We start from the raw sequence: 22,563 nt of genomic DNA on the forward strand, positions 1-22,563 counted from the left end.
TAGCACGTACTTATCCATTATTCTCTAAAGGACTTTTGTAATAAGTTCCCCTCCTCCCTTACGCTCTTTAGCATACTCAGCTGTCGCTGTAAATAGTACATCAGTTGATGAATTAAGTGCAGTTTCACAAGAGTCCTGTAAAACACCGATGATGAAACCAATAGCAACTACTTGCATCGCGACATCATTTGAGATTCCAAATAAGCTACATGCAAGAGGTATAAGTAATAAAGACCCTCCCGCGACACCAGAGGCACCAGCTGCGGATATTGCTGCAAGGACGATAAGGATAACAGCCGTAAAAATATCGACTTCAATGTTCAGTGTATGAACTGCCGCTAGAGTCAAGACAGAAATTGTAACAGCTGCACCAGCCATATTGATAGTACCACCTAAAGGAATGGAGATGGAATATGTGTTTTTATCCAAATTTAATTTCTCACACAACCGCATATTAACTGGGATATTTGCAGCTGAACTTCGAGTAAAGAAGGCTGTTATACCACTTTCCCTTAAACAAGTAAAGACTAGTGGATAAGGATTTTTACGAATATTTATAAAGACTATTAAAGGGTTAACAACTAAAGCTACAAAAAACATACATCCTAGTAAAACTAAAAGTAATTTTCCGTAGCCTAGCAGTGCTGAAAGCCCACTAGTTACAATAGCATCAAAGACTAGCCCCATGATTCCTATAGGTGCTAAATTGATTACCCATTTTACTAATGTGGATATAGCATTGGAGAAATTCTCAAGCATATTTTTAGTAGTTTCAGCGGCACTTCTTAATGCAATCCCAAGGAGTATTGCCCAAGTTAGGATACCGATATAGTTCGCATTTATTAGGGCATTTACAGGGTTATCAACAATATTAAACAATAATGTTTCTATTACTTCCATAATCCCACTTGGCGGAGTTAAATCTTCCGCACCAGAAGTAAGAGTTAATGAAACTGGAAAAATAAAGCTAGCAACAACTCCTGCTAGGCCAGCTAGAAATGTTCCGACAGCATATAGGACAATAACAGATTTCATATTTGTTTTATTGCCTTTTTTATGATTTGAGATGGCGTGAATAACAAGGATAAAGACTAATACTGGTGCAATTGCCTTTAATGCCCCCACAAATAAATCACCGAAAACGCTGATCCAGCTTGCTCCATTTGGAACTGTTAATGCTAAGAGAACACCTAGAACCAAACCTATAAGAATTCGTTTTACTAGACTTACTTGATTCCATTTAATTAATACATTTTTCATTTAAATGACCTCCATATATATTTATCTTTCAAACAACTACACTAAATTAATTAGTAATTAGTAAAGCTGTGACACACCATCCCTCACTTTCTTCTTTCCATTTATATTTGAAAAACTCACATTCGCTCGTCCTTTTACGAATGTGTTAGTTTTTCTTATGTCGGCGGTAAGTTTTTTATACTTTCTTAACTACTAAAAAAAAACATACTCATCCCTCAAAAGGGACGAGTATGTTTAACCCGTGGTTCCACCCAGCTTCCCATAAGCAATTCTTATGGCTCAAGTGCTTTAACGCAGCAATACGGTATTGGTTAGAATAAAATCCCAAACAGCTCCGAGGTGGTAAATTATTTCCCATAGTATAGGAAGTTCTCAGCAGTGTCTTCCCTCTCTGTCAAACTGGTAAAATAATTCATGTCCTTTTCATAGCTATTAATCATTTTGAAAAAAAAACACACTCATCCCTCAAATAGGACGAGTATGTTTACCCGTGGTTCCACCTAACTTCCCATAGGGATTATCCTATGGCTCCAGTGCTTTAACGCAGCAATACGGTATTGGTTAGTATAGTATCCCAAACAGCTCCAAGGTGGTAAGTTACTATTCTTAGTTAGGGTGGTTCCAGCAAATCCACCCCTCTCTGTAAACTGAAATATTGTAACCCATATCCTTTTCGTTGCTTTTTAAAAGTTCATCATTAAATTTATAGACCATATTATAACGTTTTTGAATATTTTGCAATACCTTTTATTAAAATTTTTTTATTGGCATATGAACTGTTCAGACTTGTTCTCTTTTTGTATAAAAAATCCAAAAATGGATTCGGTATTATTGATGGATACAAAAGGCGGGGAGAGTCGGTCGATTGAACAATCTACTGCTGAAACAGTTGTTCGGGGACCCAAAACAGCATTTGTTGAAAGTCTTGGAACAAATTTGTCACTTCTAAGGAAATCACTTCATACCACGGATTTACGCTTTAAGACACATCAAATTGGCAAACGAAGTAAGCAAAGTCTAATCGTTGCGTATATTGATGGTGTTATTAATCCAGCAATAGTTAAAGAAGTAAATAGACGACTTGAGACGATTGATATTGATAATGCGCCCGAGTCTGGATTTATAGAACAATGGATTGAAGATAGTTTCCTATCCTCTTTTCCGCAAATGAATAATACGGAAAGGCCGGATAGGGCAGCCACCGCACTTATGCAAGGGAAGGTGGTAATCCTGTTAGATGGTACACCTTTTGTACTAATTGCACCAGTTGTTTTGGGAGACATGTTAAAATCACCAGAAGATTATTACGAAAGATGGTTAATCGGTTCATTACTGCGATCCTTACGTTATTTGGCAGCTTTTATAGCATTACTTCTGCCGGGATTATACGTAGCATTAGTAAATATTCATCCGGGACTATTACCCTCTGAACTGGCACTTTCCATCGCTGCATCGAGGGAGGGTGTTCCTTTTCCACCTGTTGTAGAAGCATTTTTAATGGTATTTACGATGGAATTATTACAAGAGGCTGGGCCTACACCAATTGGGCAGACGATTGGAATTGTTGGTGGGTTAGTGATAGGAGATGCAGCAGTATCGGCAGGTATTGTTAGTCCAATAATGGTGATTGTCATAGGGCTGACAGCGATTGCGGCATTTGCAAATCCATCATTCGGAATTGGAATAACCTTTCGTATTCTTCGTATTGGATTTATAATTACTGCCTCAATTTTAGGGTTATTTGGCATCATTCTTGTTTACATTATGATTAATATCCATGTGGTAAACTTGAAAAGTTTTGGATTACCATATTCAACACCCTTTGCTCCAACAATGGTAAAAGATTGGAAAGATCTTATCATACGTGCGCCAATGACTATGTTAACTAAGCGCCCAAATCTTCTGGCTACAGAAGATTCAAAATCTGCAAATAAAGGAGTAAAAGATTCATGAGATCTTTCGAATATGGTGATGACAAAATTGGTGGGATAGAATTAATGATTGCGATTCCCTCCATGTTGATTGGTGTCGGTGTTCTCTCATTACCTAGAAATATCTCTAGTATTATGACTGGATCAGATGGATGGATAGTCATAGTATTAACTGGCGGAATTAGCATTTTAACGGTCTGGCTAATGGCTAAACTAGCAGCAAGCTTTCCACATCACAGTTTTCTTTCTTATGCATCAATTATTGTTTCTAAGCCTATAGCTACTGTACTTACCTTTTTATTTGCAATTTCTTTTATCTCATTTGCGGCTTATGATATGCGTGTACTTGGGCATATATCTCAGCAATATTTATTTAACCATACACCGGTAGAGATTGTAACCGTATCGTTTTTGCTTGTTGTGGTCTACGCAGTAGCCGGATCAAGAGCGGCCTTGTTTCGTCTTAATATCATATTTTTTCCAATTATTACTATTATTTTATTGCTTGTGTTGCTTATAAATACAGCTGAAGAAGCGAAAACAAATGGAAATTATCAATTAATATTATCCAATCAATTTGTTGCACCACCAGGATTAGGCACTCCTAGCGGGGGAGGTGGGGGTGGTGAGAAGGCATTTATGAATATTTCAGCAAGTGGGGAAAGTATTTATGATATTGCCCAAGATTTGGCTAACCAAACAAGTAAAATACCATTTTTTGAGCATATAAAAATTGTTATCGTCTCTGAAGAGGTTGCAGCTATACCACAGCTTTTTGCAAATGTTATGGATGTTTTTATCCGTAATAGAGATACACGTAGAGGAATTAAGGTCATCATAGCAAAAGGGAAGGCGAAGGATATTTTAAATATACAGCCTGAAATTGAAAAACTGCCTAGTAAGTATATCGATAGAATACTTGACAATAGTCTGACAAAAACTAGTGAATTGAAACCAGTTAGAGTTGGAGATATACATGAATATTTGCTTACAAAGACTAGTTTTGTATTATCTGAGGTGACGTCCGACGAAACAAGCATATATTTTGAAGGAGGAGCGGTCTATAAAGGTGACGCTGATAAACTAATCGGAAGCCTAAATTTGAAAGAGATGATTGGTTTTGAACTAATAACAGATCAAAGGGTGCAAGGGCCAATTTTAGTAAATTTTAATAATCATTTAACAACCTATTCCTTAAGGGAAGAAAATAGTAAGATTAAAATAGATACACATAACCCTGAAGATATTAAGATAGATATACAAATAAAATTGGAAGGCGAAATACAGGAAACCTTTGGGACAGTCCTACTCCAAAAAGCTGGAGTAATAGAAGCATTGGAAAAGGAAATCTCTAATGTAGTTAAGGAAATTGCCACTCAGTCTATTAAAAAAGCACAACAAGAACTTGAAGCGGATATCTTTGGGTTTAGGGATAACTTAGAAAAATTCCATTATGATACATGGCAAGAGATAAAAAAGGACTGGGAACAAGGTGAAAATTACTTTGCTCAAAGTACTGTAAATGTAACGGTAAAGGCAGAAGTCCACTCCGATGGTGTTGTAGAGAAATCAAAAAAGTAAGAAAGAAGTGTGATCTTTGTGTGGGATTTTTTGTTTGGCTTTTTACCAGACAAACTTGTATTTATTTGTACAGTGTTGGCTTTTGCTATACCATATGCAGTTTACAAAATTAATAAGAAGCTACATGAAAATGGTGATCCTCCATGGAAGAAGGAAGGGTATGACAAGGGGTGAAGTAGGATTTGGTCAGAAATGGAAACCTTAGAGAGATGCTATATACTTGATATTATAAATGCTATAATGAAAGTATAGAAAATCTTGTTAAGGGCGGGATAATATGTCTAATTCTAATAATATTGGATTAATGGATAAAGATACGTTATTAGAGATATTTGATTATCTAAATGAGAGATTAAAGGAAAATCAATTGCATCTTGAAATAACAATTTATGGTGGTTCAATTATGACATTAGTTTATGATAATAGGCCAGCAACCAAAGACATAGATTGTGTATTTAGTGAAATTAATACAAGATTATTAGCTAATATATTAGGCCAAGTGAAGTTTACTTTTAATCTTACCGATGGATGGATTAATGAGGAGATTAAGGAGCCACTAAAATCTATTTTAAAGGAAGACAAAGAAACCTATAAAGTGTATTCTAACTTAAAAATAATTAAACCTAGGGCAGAACAATTACTAGCTATGAAGATTTTGGCAGCAAGACCAGAACCTGCTAAAGACTTTATTGATGCATATATACTATGTAAGGACTTGGAGATTACAACAAAATCGGAACTGTTAAATATTTTCAAAGACTATGTACCATTAAGTCTTATCGGAGAAAGACAAATGAATTTTATTAAGTATTTAGGAGATGATTTAGGCTATGATTGGGAATAAGAATTTGCAATCATTATTTGAGTATCCTGATGAAGATACGAGTTTTAACCAGATCCTTGAACTGCTTAAATCAAAAAATGCAGAGTTTATGGAAAGCCTCGGTGTGCCAGTAGATTTAGAACAATGTAATGATGAGGAATTAGAGTATTTAACCAAAATATCAGCTTTAATAGACTATTACTTACAAATTAATAATATAGAAGTGCCTAATTGGCTTAGGCATGAAAAGTTAGAGTTTAATAAGCCATATTATCATTCTAAGCGGATAACTGATTTCGAAAAAGTTAGGTTGCAATATACAAGTCCAGCTCCCTTTAGGAACAGAAATGTTTATTTTGATGTAAAGGGACTTGAAAGAGTTTAATTGGAGAAAGGGACGGATTCGATGTGCCCAAAAAGTGGGAAAATCATTTCCACTTTTAGGTATATTACACAGATGTTACTTTCCTCAAGGAGCCTATTTAAATTAATCCTCTAAATAGCTACATGTTACATGCCCAACAGTTTTTGCTGCTACGAGTATTGCGTCTTCAACAATATCAAATTTGGAATGATGATTAAAGTAAGGTTCTTTTACGCTTTTGGTGTACAACCAATATAGAAATAAGAACCAGGAATCTTCTTGTCCACCTTTAATGGTGACAACTATCCCGTGTTCATTACCTACATCTGTTTCTATAGCAATATCCTTATCTTTATAAAAATCTGCAATATCTGTAGCTGTTTTTTCTTCTTTAAACGAAAGCTCTGGATTTTTATGCAAATAACGACGAATCTTAATCATTTCATCTTTTCGTGATTCCAACATCTCCATTAATTTCTCTTTCATCTGTTTAATCACCTTCTAAATATAATGTAACCATTAGTGACCAGCCCTGTACTCTTGTCGATGGGAATTTGAAATAATCTTATAATAGTTTTCCTTATCCCGTAGTATACGGAAAAGCGAAACAACGGATACAGGATGTTTATAATATAAACTACGGTTTCCCTTATTGCTTACACAGGCAAGGTAATTTTACAACATTGAATAAAACAGCCTTGACTTCATTGGATAAAGAAGTCAAGGCTGTTTCTTAATTTGTTACTGAGTCCACTTTTTCATTCGCTTTTTCTAGTTTTTGAATAGCTTCATCGCTCACATCGACACGTTTAATAAAGAATACTAAAATCAAAGCAACGATATTCACAATCACGGCAATAAAGAAAGAATACTGGATTCCTGCAAGTAAGGATTGATGCTCAATCAATTTTGCCGATTCCGCTGTCATAGATGTTGGATCTACTGTAGCCATCAAGCTCTCTCCTTTATTTGTGGCTACATTACTCATAATGGTAACGAAAATGGCTGTACCTATTGAACCAGCTACCTGTTGGGCAGTATTGTTTACTGCTGTTCCATGTGGATTTAAACGAGTAGGTAATTGATTTAATCCGTTTGTCATAATTGGCATCATAACCATCGACATTCCGAGCATACGTAGGGTATAAATCGAAATAATATAAGCATAAGATGAATCAATTTGTAATTCGGACAATAGGTACGTAGAGACTGCGGTAATAGTAAGGCCAACAATACCTAAAATCTTTGGCCCGAATTTATCAAATAATTTACCAGTTATTGGAGACATAATCCCCATTACAATGGCTCCAGGTAACATCATTAATCCGGAATCAAGTGGAGAAATACCACGAACATCTTGTACATAGGCAGGTGTTAAAATCATACCTGAGAACATTGCCATCGCATTAACAACAGAAATGATGGATGCTAATGCAAACATAGGAAATTTATATACACGTAAATCTAATAATGGTTTTTCTATTTTTAATTGACGGATGATGAAAGAAATTAAGCAAATGGCGCCAGCGATTAAGGTTGTTAAAACAATAGGATCTGTCCAGCCATTTGAACTTACTGTACTTACACCATATAATAACCCACCGAAACCGATGGTTGATAAAATCACTGATAAATAATCAATGGTAGCATTTTTGAATGTTTCCATCACATTTTCTGCTTTCCAAATTGCCAAAACTAGTGAAACAATGGCGAGAGGTAAGATCATTTCAAAAAGAAAACGCCAATCATGATACTGTACAATATAACCAGATAATGTTGGTCCGATAGCAGGTGCAGTAATCATAACTAATCCGAAGACGCCCATTGCGGCACCTCGCTTTTCACGTGGGAAGCTGACCAACATAATATTCATTAATAAAGGTCCCATGACAGAAGAACCAGCTGCTTGAACCATACGTCCTATAAGTAAGATGCTAAAGTTTGGGGCTATTGCAGCCATTGCTGTCCCAATTGTAAAAATCACCATAGAAGTAATAAATAATTGTCGATTTGTAAAGCGGACAATTAAAAATGCGGAAGCAGGAACTAATACTCCACTTACCAACATATATCCTGTCGCAAGCCACTGTACTGTTGTGTATTCAACATTCAAGTCGGTCATAATAGTCGGCAATGCGACATTTAATAATGAGTTATTTAAAAAAGATACAAATGCTCCAATAAATAATACGACTAACATAATATATGGAGGTTTTGTTTGTTGATTTATTGTTGAATTCATTTTATCCCCTCTTCTATATTTATTCTGCCTTTACGGCTAGTAAGACCCCCACTTTTCAACCCAAGAAGGAAAAGTAGGGGTCAGATTGTCTGGAAAGGTCCGATTGGTTCACTGACATTTTATATCACTTTATGGATTTTATACTAATAGTACAATAAAATCAATACTTTTATACATAGAGTTCAAAATTGATATTTTGTAGCAACAATTTTATACTTTTCTTAAAGGAAATAAGTTTGAGGAGGATATATGAATAAACGGAAAAGGCATGTAGCAGATGTTGCATTTGAATTATTTGTAGAAAAAGGTATTCAGCAGACGTCTATTCAAGAAATCATCGATCAGGCTAAAATATCAAAAGGTACTTTTTACAATTACTTTTCTACGAAGAATGATTGTATTGCAGAAATTCTGGAAGATATACGTTATGATAGAAGCCAATTACGGGTAGAATTGCAAATTGGAAAGGACAAGTCAGATCGTCAAGTTTTAATTGAACAAATTTCCATTGTAATTAGACTTAATGAAGAAAGAAAAATAAGTGAATTATTTGAGGCTATTTTAAGTTCAAATGAACCAGACCTTAAAAAGTATGTGTTACAACATCGTATATACGAAACCGAGTGGATATCTGAACGGATGGTTGAAGTTTATGGTGAACATATAAGGCCATATGCCTTTGAACTCTCTATATTATTCCTTGGAATGTTACATTCCCTTCTTTTAATTATGCGAGTATCCAATAATTCTAGTTCCATTGATAATGTTGTTGGTGTATTGCTTTCCTATGTTGAAAGTATGATACCGACGATGATTGATAAGAAAAGTAATCTACTAAACTTTTCTGAAATTGATTTTCTCCGTTCTAAAATTGAACAAAAAGTGGTTACTTTAGAAGAAATCTTGCATTTAGCAAAAGAAATTGAGAAGCAAGCAGTATTTACAATAGAACAAAGGGACCTCTTTGATGCGATTGTATCAGAACTTAAAAGAGAACGAATTCGTAAAAAAGTGATCCAAGCATTATTGAAGCCATTCAAGGAATCCTATGAACAGTCTCCAATGAAATCACAATTAAGCACAATGACTTATTTAGTTTGGTATTATTTAAAGTTGATATAAGACAATGGAATCTTACGTTACTCAGGCAGACATTAGGGATTAAAAAGAAAGGCTTCTCATAAGTTATTAAAACTTGTGGGAAGCCTTTTTTATTCCTTGTTACGGTGGGAGATACATTTTAATGACTGCGAGGGATGAGTTTCTCGGTCATGCTGTCCATCTTTCAACTTACTGAAACCTTATATTCCATATTTACGTATAAATAGGTACTATTATCTTAGATGGAGGCGGGATTGGAATGAGTATGCTAAAAAGAGTACGAGATATCTTAGCGAGCAATATTAACGCAAAAATCGAAAGTACAAAAAATCCAGAAATGGAAATTAGCAATTATATAAGGGAAATGGAACGAGACTATAGAGAATTTAGGGGGGAGGTTGAAGCTTCCACTTCTTTAATGAATCGGGCAAAGCGAAACCTCCATGAATGCGAATCTGAAATAAAAAAAATGGAGCGTTATGCGGTAAAGGCATTAGAGAATGATGATGAAGATAAAGCACGTCAATTTTTGGAAGAAAAAGCTAGTTTAAAACCAAAACAGCAAGAATATGAAAAACAATATCAATTAGCTACAATTAAAGTGGAACAAATGTCGTTAGCAGTTGACAAACTTACCCAAGACTTAGCAGTTCTCTCCAATCAACGTGATATCATTTTTGGAAAGTTGGCTACAGCCAAGAGTAAACAACAAGCAAATGAGATTGGTCTTTCTCAATCAAACGTTCGTTTAACTACTTTTGACCAATTGGAGGAAAAAGCGAATAGGGCATTGGCAGAAGCAGAGGCTTTAGAACAGTTGAGAAAAGGATTAGATTATGACATAGATAAGCTAGGTTCACAGTATGATAAAAGTTTGGATGTAGACGCAGAAATAGTAGAATTAAAAGACAAACTAAAATAACTTTTTTCTATGAAAAAATGAGAGTGAATAGGGGGAAGAGAATTGGTTATTCAATATAAATGCCCAAATTGTGGGGATGACATGGCATTTGACAGTGAATCAGGTAAGCTTTCTTGCGGTAGCTGCGGACGTACGGATGCGATAGAGGGCTTTTCTGATGAGTTTATTACGACTAGATTTTCGGATGACGAAGCGAAAGAATATGTTTGTAATAATTGTGGTGCTTCGGTTATAACAGATGCAGATACTTCAGCAACATCGTGCAGTTTTTGTGGAGCAGCGGTAGTCTTAGCTGATCGGGTCTCTGGCATCCACGCACCAGATAAGGTTATTCCATTTCAAATTAGTAAGGAAGAAGCTATCCAAGCATTCAAGAAATGGTGCAAAAATGGTAGGCTGACTCCAAAAGGTTTTATGTCGGCTGACCGTATAAAAGGAATTACTGGAATATATGTTCCATTTTGGCTCTATGATTTACATAGTGTTGCTAATGTCAATGCAAGAGCTACCAGAGTGCGGGAATATACGCAAGGAAACTATATCTATACAGAAACAAAGTACTATGACGTACACCGTAAAATAGACTTAACCTTTAATAAAGTTCCGGTTGATGCCTCAGAGAAAATGAATGATGACTTAATGGATAAATTGGAACCATATGATTATGGAAGTTTGAAAGATTTTAAAACGCCTTATTTAGCAGGATATTTAGCAGAAAAGTATAATTATAATAACAAAGACTTATTTCCTCGCGTGAAATCAAAGGTTAGCGGTTATATTGATAAGTATATTAGCTCAACGATTAGTGGTTATTCTTCTGTCCGATATGAAGAAAAGCGTGTGAACACTAAGGAAACAAATGCACACTACGTTCTTCTTCCGGTATGGATGGTATATTATGATTATGACAAGCAAGAACACACCTTTGCCATGAATGGTGTTAATGGAAAAGTGGTTGGAAAACCTCCGCTAAGTATGGCGAAAGTTTCTGCTTGGTTTGGCAGTATCGCCGCAGCAACTTTCATCACAGCTAAGATCCTTACACTTATTGTAGGGGGGGATATCTGGTGAAAATGCAGGTATTATTTCTAACTAGTATTCTTTCTGCTGTTTTTATATTTGGATTTTTTAATAATGTTTTTGCAGATGAATCGAAACAAAGAGTTTTTGACTATGCAAATCTATTATCAGATGATGAAATAGCCAGATTAGAGAATTTAGCTTTTCAACATGGTAAAGAACATGAGATGGATTTTATTATTGTTACTACACAGGATGCTGATGGTAAGGACATCAGACCTTTTATAGAAGACTTTTATGATGAAATGGCATTTGGTTTTGATAAGCCACATGGAAACTCTGCAATCCTTGCGCTGGATATGAGTGAAAGAGATGTCATGATAGCTGGGTTTTATAAGGGGGAAAAGTATCTTGACGATCAACGGGCAACGTTAATCCGGGAAAAAATAACCCCAAGATTATCAAGTGGCAATTACTTTGAGGCATTTACCCAATATATTGAACTTAGTTCTGAATACATGGAATACATGCCTGGAGTTAATCCAGATAGTTTTCTATTAAAAACGTGGTTTCATCTTTTAGCGGCAATAGGAGTTGCCGGATTAATAGTTGGATCGATGGCTTATAATTCTGGAGGTAAAGTCACAGTCAATGAAAGAACATATACAGGAAATTTTCAGGTTTTAGAGCGAAAGGATATTTATTTGACGAAAAGCGTCACCAAACGTAGAAAGCCACAGAATAATAACAAAGGTGGCGGTGGTGGTGGAGTCACCAGTGGAGGTCACTCGTATAGTGGAAGTCGAGGGAAGTTCTAATTGAAACATCTTAAATAATAGAGCGAAAGGAAGTTGCATATGTCTTTTTTCAGAAACCAATTTGCTGATGTCATTGAATGGGATGAGTTCCGTGATGATATGATCTTTTGGAAATGGAGCAATAAAGAAATTAAAAAGGGAAGTAGATTAATCATTCGTCCCGGACAAGATGCCATTTTTCTTTATAATGGGAAAATTGAAGGTATCTTTAAGGATGAAGGAGATTATAATATTGAATCAGAAATCATCCCATTCTTATCCACATTAAAAGGCTTTAAATTTGGTTTTAATAGTGGACTTCGTGTAGAAGTCATTTTTATCAATACGAAGATTTTCAATGTGAAGTGGGGTACTAGAAATTCCATTAATATTCCAACACCAACACTTCCAGGTGGCTTGCCAATAAGGGCAAACGGTACCTTTGAATTTAAAGTAAATAATTATATTGCACTTATTGATAATATTGCTGGTATCAAGAACCGTTATCTCGTGGATGACGTTAAAATCCGTATCACCTCCATATTAGATCAGTTATTAATGAAGTGGATTACCCGTGAAGGAAAGGACATCTTTAATTTACAAATGAATAGTTTGGAAATATCCAGGGGTATCAAAGAAGACTTGGATATGGAAATTCATGACATGGGTATGACCATTACAGGATTCAGTGTAGGAAGCTTTAATTATCCAAAACAAGTTCAAGATATGATTGACAAAAATGCTTCCCATGGTATGGTGGGAGATGTTTCTAAATATCAACAGATTTCCGTTACAGACGCAATGGCTTCAGGTAAGCTTCAAGGATCTGGAACTGCGAGCGACATGGCTGGAATGATGATGGGGATGACAATGGCAAATAAAATGATGGAGAACATGAATCAGAACAATTCTCAAAATCAAAGTCAGCAACAAAACCAGAGTCAACATAATCAGAACCAATCCTCCCAAGCTCAGACTAGTCATCCATCAGAAGGAACTAATAAAGCTCCAAATTTCTGCCCAAACTGCGGACAGAAAACAAATGGAGCAAATTTCTGTTCGAATTGTGGTCAGAAATTAGTTTAGTGTGAAAATGCGCTTTTCATAAGCGCATTTTCTTATGTCTGTATAAAATTCTAGCAAAGGTGAACAGCATGGTGATATTCTTTTATCCAATGATTAATTTAAGCCCGGTAAAGAAGATGATGAGAAGGATAAAGAGTCGGATAAAGTTAGATGAGAGTTTTAAGGTTAATTTACTTCCAATAATTGTTCCAGGAATGGACCCTGATAGAAGAAGTAGTAATAAGCTGAAATCAATATGGCCGTAAAACGCCATTAATATACCAGGTATAGTGGTAAGAATAAATGCATGTGCTATGTCTGTTCCAACAAGCTCTGAAGACTTTAAATTAAAGAAATACAGAAGAATCAATGCGAAGATACTACCTGCTCCAACTGAAGTTATCCCTACGATTACTCCAAGGACTATTCCAAGTACAATTATTAATGTTTTTTTTTCTTTAATTTCTTTTTCCTTCCATGTACCTATTATTTCAAAGTTAAAAACAATTTGTATGAGAGTTATAAGAGAAATACTGACCAAGACGATACCTAATAAAAGAAGAATAAGGGATTCATTATAGTAATCAGATAAGTAATAGTGAAAGAGAAAGTTAGCAATAATAGCAGAGGGGAGGCTCCAAATAGAAAAGTATTTTACAAGTTTAATATCTACTGTTTTTTGTTTTAAATGCTGCAATGTTCCAAATGCTTTTGTTATAGAGTTATATAAAAAGTCAGTACCAATAGCGATTACAGGGGGTATTCCCATGAAAATCAAGCTAGGTGTAAGAAGAGACGCCCCACCTACTCCAGCTACACCTATTAATACCCCAACAATAAATCCTAAAATGATAAACTCAAAGCTCACAATATGCACCTCAAATGTTTAGGATTGATATTCGTTATACTTTAATAGCTTTTATTGATAATAAAAAAATGAACTTGAAACTAATGAATGGAAGAGTAGAAGGAATAATGTATTTTATGCTGTTATTGGTGCAAACGATATAGCAGATACCTATTTTTCTACATATTAAAATTTAAATGTAAGAATACTAAGCGGTAGAAAATGCTCGACAGACAAACCTGCGCTATGAATTGTTAATAGGGAAGGTGAGGTGTGAAACTAGAATCTATCATTTATAAGTCTAGCTCGGTAAAATATTAGTCTGTAGATAATTCTCCAAGCTTATTATGAAAATCCATGGTCAAAAATCTGTTAATGACTCGTAAAAACAAAACCATCTCCACTTAGAATAGGGGATGGTTTTTTAAAATATAAATTAATCTTTATTATTGTCTAGACTTTTATGGACTTATGAAGATTCATCACATCTTAAGGGTCACAACTTAATATTATGACCCCAGAGATAGATGTAATTTCATTATTATAGTGCTTCCCATCTTAAACATCCCTACACGGTACTACATTACTATCACAAAGTTTTACAAGGTTAGCATGTTATATAGTTACATTGACTACTTCTATTTAGGAAGGGGTCTAGTAGCATCTAAACAAGAAATACCTACAAAATCTTTTAAGTCCAATGTTAAACAGATACCAGTTTCTCGGAATTGAATGGTTTTGTATGGAGTTTTTTCATGGAAGAAGTCACATAGATCCTTTCCTTTATCTGCAACTGGTCGACCATTAGCATTTACTGGTCTTAATAGCTCTACCTTTACACAACAACGGCCTTTCTTTGTAAATTGTTTAGCACGTAAAACTGGTGTTTCAACACATGCATAATATTTATCATGAGGAAACCCCTCGATTGGTTGTTTATGAACACCACTAGCAATGAATGGCTTGCAACCCTCTTTGCAATATAAGATGAAAGGTATTGTGGTATTTTCGTTCTCTCTAGTTGGTGATAGTAAATCGCGAATTGATTGATGACAACTTATGTCGCAATTTGTTGCTTCTTGTGCTACTTTGTTTTGTGCTTCAACTATTTTTTCAACTACCTCACAAACACAATTTTCATCATAACAGCGATGTTTGTTATGCCTATCCAATATTCTCACCCCTTTTATTCGTAGTTCCTACAGTTTATGCGGTAAGTGAGTAGTGCGTTTGTTTTATAGTCTAGTTTTTGCGTATAGAAGAAATTCATAGAGATATACATACATTTTGTAAAGGATAAACTATTGTCTCTATCAACTAGAACACTCCTTGCATGTAATAAAGTGTAAGGAGGTGAAAATGAATGAGTAGAAATTATAAGGATCACGAAAGAGGAGTGATGGGTGAAATGGATAGACGTGGACATGAACATGATAAAAAGCATGATAACAAACATGATAACAAACATGACAACAAGCATTGTGGTCATTCACGAAATGTAAATAATGTTGTTGACTTCCGTTGGGACAAACTGGATCCAAATAAAGATAAGTATAGAGAGCGACTACCAGAAAATCGCAAGAAAAAAGTTGCAACTATTACTTTTCCTAAATTGCGTGCAGGTGATGTCGTATGGTTAAATGGTGTTGTTGGATTAGAAAGTGAAGCTGGCGATCCAGAGACAGATGTGGAAATTAGCATCTTCAAAGGACAATCACCAGTGTTAATCGATGGAAAGGAAATCTATCGTAGTGATTTTGATATCGATGGTGATAATGATGATGAGACAGTAGCACCATTTGCTCATGTGGATGTAGTCACACAGGATGAAACTAATGTAACTTATGTGCTATCAATTAAGGCGGAGGACCCTGACATATTCCTTATCGGGCCACTAACATTTACTGGATTACAACTAAGACGTTAAATAAATTCTATCAAATAGGCTGTTCACTGGAGTGAGCAGCCTATTTTATTTATTATGTAGTAGCTATTCTAAAAGTATCCGATAAGATAATATTTCTTAATGAAGAAAATATTAATAGGTAAACAGGGGAAGTTGATTTATCATCTCTTCCCCATTTCAGATATATTTTATTCATCTCCAGGATTGGAATCATCTAGTGAAGCTGAAGCACCTGATTCTCTATTAAGTTTCTTAAACCCTTTATCTAGTTGACCAGCATTTTCAATGTCACCCGTTGCCATGTAACCGGCTATTTCAGTGTTCGAAGTTGTTCCGTATAGTCCCATTCCACCAAGCTCCGTCTTAAACTTTTCTGGTGTCTTGTCTTTTCCTTTGCTCATATATGCACCTCCTGCTAGTATTGTGACCTTGGGTTTGTTAAATATTCCTTTAAATTTCATGGACGAAAAGAGGTGCTTAGAACTTTACCAAATCAGAAATTTCAACATCTATCAAAAAAACGGTCATCCCAGCATAAGCTAAGATAACCGCAGCTTCTATCTCCGATTACTCTTCGGATCAAATGCATCTCGTAGACCATCGCCAATGAAGTTAATGGCAAGTACCGTTAATAATATCCCTAAACCAGGCGGAATCCATGCCTCTGGGTGATTCCGTAAAATCCTGATGTTTTGTGCTTCGGATATCATATTTCCCCATGTAGGAGTCGGTTGAGGAATCCCCATTCCAATAAAGCTTAATGCGGATTCAATTATTATCATAGATGCCATCATTAGTGTAGCATTAACGATGATTGGGCCAATCGCATTCGGGATAAAATGCTTGAAGATAATTCGCAAATCACTTGCACCGATTGCACGTGCTCCGAGAACAAATTCTTGCTCTCTTAATGAAAGAAATGTTCCTCGCACAATTCTCGTTAAAGATGGCCAGGTTGTTACAGCAATGACGGTAACGAAAATCGTGATGGTCACCTTCTCTAATAGGGCGATAATAGTTAAGGCTAGTACTAGAAATGGAATTGCTAAGATGAGATCGGCTAGCCGCATAATGAGGTTATCAACTTTTCCTCCGTAGTAGCCAGCCAGGGCACCTAGTACTACCCCAATAATTAAGGTGAAAAGCATAGCACTAAACCCGACGATTAATGAAATTCTCGCTCCGTACAATAATCTTGCAAAATTGTCACGACCAGATCCATCTGTACCGAGTATATGTTCATCTGATGGTACTTTTTCGATTTTTAGCAAGTCCCCATACGTTGGGTCGTGTTCTGATAAGAGCGGAGCAAATATCGCTCCAAGTGTGATTAATACAAGTACAATGATTCCGGCTAAGGCTAACTTGTTCTTGATAAACCGGCGTAAGGCTAATTGTAATGGGCTTTGGGCTCGTTTGATTTTTCTATGAGATTTCATTCTTCTCACCTCTAGTCATAACGTATCCTCGGGTCCACAATACTGTAGAAAATATCGGCTAATAAATTTCCGATGAGGATGGTTACTCCAAGTAATAAAGCAATTGCCATTATGATTGGATAGTCTCGATTCGTTATTGAATTGATAAATAATGTGCCTAGTCCTGGATAACTAAAGACTTGTTCTGTAATGATGGCACCACTTAATAAAGCACCAAATTCAAAACCCATTAAAGTAATGATTGGAATCATCGCATTGCGAAGTGTGTGCTTATAGAGTACATTTCTATCACTCATGCCCTTAGCCTTTGCAGTTCGAATATAATCACTGCTAAGAACATCTAATACCTCTGAACGCATATAACGCATATAAGAAGCGGTTCCAGCAAGTCCTAACGTTATTCCTGGTAGGACCATATGGTGTATACGATCAAAAAATTCTTGAAGTCCTGTAACTTCTGTACCGGTTATTGTTCCTTGTGAGGGAAACCACCCGAGTTTAATAGCAAAGAGGTAAATAGCTATTAGCCCAAAGAAGAAGTTAGGAACAGCAAGCCCGAAGAAGCCAAAAGTCGTTGCCCCATAATCAAAGATAGAATAAGGGTTACGTGCTGAGTAAATACCAATAGGAATAGAAACAATTAACGTAATGGCAAGTGCAAATAAACCTAAATAGAGTGTGTTGGGCATTCTCTCCCAAATAAGACTTGCGACAGATCTGCCTTTATAATACATGGATTCTCCGAAGTCTCCTGTAACCATTCTCGAAGCCCAGTTAACATATTGAATTGGAACCGGATCATTAAGCCCTAATGCTTCACGCTGTTGTTCATATACCTCTGGATCAATGGTGGGGTCTAACATTCTGCCCGTAAAAGGATCACCTGGTGCTGCTTTTGCAAGGCCGAATATTATCATGGAAAGCACGATGAGCATCGGTATAAAAACTAATATTCTTCTAATAATATATTTGTACAAGAAAACCCCCCCTTATGAAGGAGGAGGATGTCTAATAGGATACAGACCTGATTAGACATCCTCTATTATATTTTAGCGACTACTTCCTACGCCCAAGGACTAGTGAGTCTTCCTCTGTAGTCTCTATCCGGGCGCTTCTGCTTTTGTTGTATTACTCTGCGTCATTAACCCACCATAGGTGAGGGTCATTATACATGGTGAATGGTAGTGGTTCTACACCTTGAAGCCTGTTGTTATACGCCCATAAGCTATTTTGCGCATATAAAATTACAGCAGGTAAGTCTTCAGAGTACAGCTTTTGCCATTCTTTATAGACTTCTTTACGATATTCTTGCTCAAATGCATCTGGAGCTTTAAGTGCTTGTTGTAGTAGTTCCTCAGAATCAGGATTGTTCCAACGGGAGAAGTTATAAGCTGCCATTGTTCCCCATAAACCAGTTGGATCCGGATCAGCACTACCTAGGCTCCAACCAATAAGATATAAATCCCAATCACTATTGTCATTCGTCAAGTCCTCTACATAAGCAGACATCTCTTTTGGTTGACGCAAGTTTACATTGATTCCAACTTCTTCAAGCATTTGCTCGATTAATGGGGCTGACTTTTCACGTAGCTCATTACCGGTCGGGTAATCAAAGTTTAGTACCCATTCATTTCCATCAGGGTCTTCACGGAAGCCATCATCATTCGTATCCACATAGCCTAATTCGTCTAGCATGGATGCGGCTTTATCCGGATCATGGGTGTAATTTGTTGTTTCGCTCTCATCATACGCCCAGAATTGCTTGGCGATTGGAGAGTTTAATATCGCACCACGTCCATATAACAGACCATCAATTAGGCCCTCACGATTAATTGCATAAGCAATCGCTTGGCGTACTTCTGGATTAGATATTTTTTCATTTGGAACCCAGTTGTCAGGATTTAATGTACCACTTTCGACATCGTCAGCGGTCCGGTGGTTCTGCTTGAATCCCATAATTTGATAACCAAAGTCAGGTTGTTCAATAATGGTGATATTTCCAAGACCTTGAACCATTTCAAAATCTGCTGGTTGGATACCGTTAGGATCTGCTACAAAATCGATCTCACCGGATTCCAGTAAACCAGACATTACTGACTGTGCAACGACTTTCCAAACAATTTTGTCTAAATAAGCAGCACCTTGCCAGTAATCATCGTGTCGCTCAAGAACATATTGCTCACGCTCAACCATTTCGGTGAATTTAAATGGTCCTGTACCAATAACTTGACCTGGCTGTCTAGATTCAGGAGCCTCTGGCATTTCTGATACTGGAATATCGGCGAAGATATGTTCTGGGATAATGGTGAAGCTAGCATAGTACAGTGGGTTGATATTAGGCTCTGCAAATTTAAATTTGACTGTATAATCATCCACTGCTTCCACACCCTGGAATTCATCTGTTTCACCACTTACATATTCTTCATAACCTAATAGTGGTGTTACGTATGCAGTCCGGATTCCTCCAGAAGCTACATAGTCTGGGTCTGAAATTGATTTATAGGTGAATACCACATCATCTGCTGTGAATTCTTCACCGTCATGCCATTTTACCCCTTCTTCTAGATACATCGTTAACTCTGTTTGATCTTCATTCGTCTCCCAGTCCTTAGCTAAACCAGGAATAAATTCCAGACTTTCATTCTGACCAACTAAGCCTTCATGTGTGAAGGAAAGGATATTTGCTTCATAGGCTTCTTCATAGAAAATCGGGTTAAACATCCCTGCGGGAGCAGAGTACATCGCACCGGTTAAAGTACCACCAGATGTTGGACCAGATGCTTCTTCTTTTTCTTCTTCTTTCTTCTCGTCATCTTTGTTTGCGTCTTCCGTTTCACCTGGATCATCTTGTGGTTCAGCAGAATCATCGTTTCCGCAAGCTGCTAATACAAGTCCCAACAAGAGTAATAACGAAATGACCAACAAACGTAACCTGTGTTTATACAAAACATTGTCCCCCTTTTTTATTCGTAGTAGTGATATGTCGACATACTGGCGTTAATCGATACACATCACCTCCTTTAAAGTGATATTAGCCAAATGGCAATATCAATCATTTCAATCAAAGAGTTTTTTGATGCACATGAAACTAAGTATATAAATGACAAGCAACCAGGTGCTCATCATTTTCGGGACCTTTAAGTTCGGGCCTTTCAACAGAACACCTATCATGTGCTAACGGGCATCTAGTGCGAAATGGACATCCAGATGGTGGATTTACCGGACTTGGTAGATCACCTGTGATACGGATTTTCTTCCTTTCTAGCTTCGTGTCATCGGAATCAATGATTGGAATGGAAGCAAGTAAACCCTGGGTGTAAGGATGTAATGCATTTTCGTATAGAGCTTTCTTTGGAGCAATTTCTACAATCCGTCCAAGATACATAACGGCTATTCGGTCACTGATATGTTTAACAACACTTAAGTCATGCGCGATGAACAGGTATGTTAAGGAAAACTCATCTTGCAGATCCTTCATTAAGTTAAGTACCTGTGCCTGAATAGAAACATCTAATGCGGAAACAGGTTCATCACAGATAACTAGCTGTGGGTTGATGATTAATGCTCTTGCAATACTAATACGTTGCCTTTGACCCCCGGAAAATTCATGTGGATACTTTAAACGGTCATCTGCCCGAAGTCCTACCTTTTCCATAATTTCAATAGCTTTTTCTTTCCGTTCTTGTTTCGAAAGATTTGTTTGCACTAGAAGTGGTTCTTCAATTAATTCAGCAACACTCATCTTGGAATTGAGTGAACCAAAAGGATCCTGGAATACCATTTGCATATCTCGCCTGTAGGGTCTAACTTGCCTTTGTTTTAGCTTAGAGATTTCATCTCCGTTAAAGTAGACTTCACCCTCTGTTGGATCAAGCAATCGTAAAATGACTCGACCCAATGTCGACTTTCCTGAACCTGATTCACCGACAATTCCTAAGGTTTCTCCCTTCAAAACCGAAAAAGACACATCATCCACGGCTTTTAAATGGGCAACTGTTCGTTTTAAAATCCCTCCTTTGATTGGAAAGTATTTTTTTATATGGTGAACGTCTAGGAGTTTTTCTTTTTTTAGTTTGTTTTGTGTAAGGCTTGTCATTCTGTGCCCTCCTTTTCATGAAGATGGCAGCGTACAGCATGATTTTTAGTGAGTTGATAAATAGGTGGATTTGCTTGCTTACATTTTTCCATAGCAAACGGACAACGATCATAAAAGCGACATCCACTCGGAAGGTCGTATGCAGGAGGAACAGTACCTTTAATTGTTCCTAGACGGTCAACATCTTCCTTAAGATTTGGCAAGCTTTCTAATAGTCCTTTTGTATAAGGATGTTCAGTTGTACGAAGTAATTCTTTCGTTGGTGCTTCTTCCACTATTTGCCCACCATACATGACAATAATTCGATCAGCGTATTCAGATACTATTCCTAGATCATGTGTAATGAGCAGTAAGGCCATATTAAATTTTTCTTTCATCTCGACCATTAAATCTAGGATTTGCGCTTGAATCGTGACATCTAATGCTGTTGTAGGTTCATCGGCAATCAGAAGTTTAGGGTTACACGAGATCGCCATGGCGATCATCACGCGCTGACGCATTCCCCCAGATAATTGATGGGGGTACTCATGTATTACATCTTCTGCTCTAGATATTCCAACAGTTTTTAATAGGTTAATAGCTTCCATTTGTGCTGCTTTCTTTTCCATCCTTTTATGCTTGCGGAGCATCTCTGTAATTTGATTACCGATAGTAAAGACAGGGTTTAATGCTGTCATCGGCTCTTGGAAGATCATTGCAATCTCGTTTCCCCTCAGCTTTGTCATTTGTTTAGATGATAGTTTAGAAATCTCGGTATCATGTAAATGGATGGTTCCATCAATAATTTTCCCTGGCTTTTCAATTAGTTGCATGATAGATAAGGCGGTTATACTTTTTCCACTTCCGGATTCCCCTACGATTGCGACTGTTTCACCGGGAGATACAGAAAAGGAAACACCATCAACAGCTTTTGCTACTCTGTTTCTATCTAAATAAAAGTATGTCTTTAATTGATTGACAGATAGAAGCGGATTTTTTGTCATGAGAGCCACTCCTTTCCCCATTGATTGGAAGGTTCCTATATTCGTATCATAGTATGATAGGTCGTTTTACATTATTCCTATTTATTACAAGTTAACGGGTAGTTTTACCCCTATCAAATGGCTTGGATAGATAAAAGATACTAGTTTGAATTGGTGAACTCTCCCTTAATAACCAGAATAGTTCGA

21 protein-coding genes and 1 other annotated feature are annotated in these 22,563 nt (G+C 36.6%); of the genes, 10 read left to right on the top strand and 11 right to left on the bottom strand.

The genetic code is table 11. The features are described 5' to 3' along the window. Window positions 1-24 precede the first annotated feature (24 nt). Window positions 25-1,260: a serine/threonine transporter SstT gene (gene sstT, locus TY11_RS00235; protein ID WP_042141913.1), complete on the bottom strand. Its 1,236-nt coding sequence runs from the start codon at window positions 1,258-1,260 to the stop codon at window positions 25-27. Window positions 1,261-1,727: 467 nt separating this feature from the next. Beyond that, window positions 1,728-1,946: a binding site (T-box leader), on the bottom strand. Between the two features lie 130 nt (window positions 1,947-2,076). Here sstT and TY11_RS00240 point away from each other — a divergent pair. The 4 genes from TY11_RS00240 (at window position 2,077) to TY11_RS00255 (ending at window position 5,980) form a co-directional block, all read left to right on the top strand. Beyond that, window positions 2,077-3,213 (top strand): spore germination protein, encoded by a 1,137-nt coding sequence (locus TY11_RS00240; RefSeq protein WP_042141914.1) that lies wholly within the window; start codon window positions 2,077-2,079, stop codon window positions 3,211-3,213. After that, entirely contained in the window at window positions 3,210-4,772 is a 1,563-nt protein-coding gene (locus tag TY11_RS20600; RefSeq protein ID WP_052345679.1) for a Ger(x)C family spore germination protein, read from the top strand. The genes TY11_RS00240 and TY11_RS20600 overlap by 4 nt, the downstream gene beginning before the upstream one ends. Before the next feature lie 277 nt (window positions 4,773-5,049). Continuing rightward, window positions 5,050-5,616 carry a DUF6036 family nucleotidyltransferase gene (locus TY11_RS00250; protein WP_081755777.1) on the top strand — a complete coding sequence of 189 codons (567 nt, stop codon included), beginning with the start codon at window positions 5,050-5,052 and terminating at the stop codon, window positions 5,614-5,616. Then, entirely contained in the window at window positions 5,603-5,980 is a 378-nt protein-coding gene (locus TY11_RS00255) for a hypothetical protein (RefSeq protein ID WP_042141915.1), read from the top strand. Before TY11_RS00250 ends, TY11_RS00255 begins: the two co-directional genes overlap by 14 nt. Before the next feature lie 102 nt (window positions 5,981-6,082). Here the strand turns inward: TY11_RS00255 and TY11_RS21060 are convergent, their stop codons facing one another. Both TY11_RS21060 and TY11_RS00265 read right to left on the bottom strand, forming a co-directional pair. Further along, a complete protein-coding gene (locus TY11_RS21060) occupies window positions 6,083-6,445 on the bottom strand; it encodes a hypothetical protein (RefSeq protein WP_042141916.1) in 363 nt (120 codons plus the stop codon). Window positions 6,446-6,692: 247 nt separating this feature from the next. Next, window positions 6,693-8,201, bottom strand: coding sequence for a DHA2 family efflux MFS transporter permease subunit (locus tag TY11_RS00265; protein WP_042141917.1), 1,509 nt, complete (start codon window positions 8,199-8,201; stop codon window positions 6,693-6,695). A gap of 249 nt (window positions 8,202-8,450) precedes the next feature. On the opposite strand from TY11_RS00265, the gene TY11_RS00270 reads away from it, so the two are divergent. The 5 genes from TY11_RS00270 to TY11_RS00290 all read left to right on the top strand — a co-directional run bounded on the left by TY11_RS00270 (window position 8,451) and on the right by TY11_RS00290 (window position 13,127). Beyond that, window positions 8,451-9,323, top strand: a complete 873-nt coding sequence (locus TY11_RS00270) for a TetR/AcrR family transcriptional regulator (protein ID WP_042141918.1) — start codon at window positions 8,451-8,453, stop codon at window positions 9,321-9,323. Between the two features lie 238 nt (window positions 9,324-9,561). After that, complete coding sequence (locus TY11_RS00275) at window positions 9,562-10,224, top strand: PspA/IM30 family protein (protein WP_042141919.1); 663 nt, start codon at window positions 9,562-9,564, stop codon at window positions 10,222-10,224. A 42-nt stretch (window positions 10,225-10,266) separates the two neighbouring features. Further along, window positions 10,267-11,295, top strand: a complete 1,029-nt coding sequence (locus tag TY11_RS00280; RefSeq protein WP_042141920.1) for a TFIIB-type zinc ribbon-containing protein — start codon at window positions 10,267-10,269, stop codon at window positions 11,293-11,295. A gap of 2 nt (window positions 11,296-11,297) precedes the next feature. Further along, a complete protein-coding gene (locus tag TY11_RS00285) occupies window positions 11,298-12,062 on the top strand; it encodes a TPM domain-containing protein (RefSeq protein WP_052345683.1) in 765 nt (254 codons plus the stop codon). Window positions 12,063-12,101: 39 nt separating this feature from the next. After that, window positions 12,102-13,127: an SPFH domain-containing protein gene (locus TY11_RS00290; protein ID WP_042141921.1), complete on the top strand. Its 1,026-nt coding sequence runs from the start codon at window positions 12,102-12,104 to the stop codon at window positions 13,125-13,127. A gap of 82 nt (window positions 13,128-13,209) precedes the next feature. Here the strand turns inward: TY11_RS00290 and TY11_RS00295 are convergent, their stop codons facing one another. Together TY11_RS00295 and TY11_RS00300 are read right to left on the bottom strand one after the other, a co-directional pair. Further along, the gene (locus TY11_RS00295; protein ID WP_042141922.1) at window positions 13,210-13,974 is read right to left on the bottom strand and encodes a sulfite exporter TauE/SafE family protein; all 765 of its coding nucleotides are present in this window, start codon (window positions 13,972-13,974) and stop codon (window positions 13,210-13,212) included. A 617-nt stretch (window positions 13,975-14,591) separates the two neighbouring features. Next, window positions 14,592-15,125 (bottom strand): CotY/CotZ family spore coat protein, encoded by a 534-nt coding sequence (locus tag TY11_RS00300; protein ID WP_042141923.1) that lies wholly within the window; start codon window positions 15,123-15,125, stop codon window positions 14,592-14,594. 191 nt (window positions 15,126-15,316) lie between these two features. Here TY11_RS00300 and TY11_RS00305 point away from each other — a divergent pair, with 191 nt between their 5' ends. Next, window positions 15,317-15,880: a hypothetical protein gene (locus TY11_RS00305; RefSeq protein WP_042141924.1), complete on the top strand. Its 564-nt coding sequence runs from the start codon at window positions 15,317-15,319 to the stop codon at window positions 15,878-15,880. A 167-nt stretch (window positions 15,881-16,047) separates the two neighbouring features. Here TY11_RS00305 and TY11_RS00310 read toward each other — a convergent pair whose 3' ends face one another. From TY11_RS00310 to TY11_RS00335, 6 genes are all read right to left on the bottom strand, one after another. Beyond that, the gene (locus TY11_RS00310) at window positions 16,048-16,260 is read right to left on the bottom strand and encodes a hypothetical protein (RefSeq protein ID WP_042141925.1); all 213 of its coding nucleotides are present in this window, start codon (window positions 16,258-16,260) and stop codon (window positions 16,048-16,050) included. A gap of 156 nt (window positions 16,261-16,416) precedes the next feature. Beyond that, window positions 16,417-17,298: an oligopeptide ABC transporter permease gene (gene opp4C, locus TY11_RS00315; protein ID WP_042141926.1), complete on the bottom strand. Its 882-nt coding sequence runs from the start codon at window positions 17,296-17,298 to the stop codon at window positions 16,417-16,419. Window positions 17,299-17,309: 11 nt separating this feature from the next. Next, window positions 17,310-18,275 carry an ABC transporter permease gene (locus TY11_RS00320; RefSeq protein WP_042141927.1) on the bottom strand — a complete coding sequence of 322 codons (966 nt, stop codon included), beginning with the start codon at window positions 18,273-18,275 and terminating at the stop codon, window positions 17,310-17,312. Window positions 18,276-18,426: 151 nt separating this feature from the next. Further along, window positions 18,427-20,244, bottom strand: coding sequence for a peptide-binding protein (locus TY11_RS00325; RefSeq protein ID WP_042141928.1), 1,818 nt, complete (start codon window positions 20,242-20,244; stop codon window positions 18,427-18,429). Between the two features lie 142 nt (window positions 20,245-20,386). After that, entirely contained in the window at window positions 20,387-21,394 is a 1,008-nt protein-coding gene (locus TY11_RS00330; RefSeq protein WP_042141929.1) for an ABC transporter ATP-binding protein, read from the bottom strand. After that, entirely contained in the window at window positions 21,391-22,377 is a 987-nt protein-coding gene (locus TY11_RS00335) for an ABC transporter ATP-binding protein (protein WP_042141930.1), read from the bottom strand. The genes TY11_RS00330 and TY11_RS00335 overlap by 4 nt, the downstream gene beginning before the upstream one ends. Window positions 22,378-22,563: the final 186 nt, after the last annotated feature.

This window comes from Paucisalibacillus algeriensis (assembly GCF_000577245.1).
Classification (GTDB): Bacteria; Bacillota; Bacilli; order Bacillales; family Amphibacillaceae; genus Ornithinibacillus.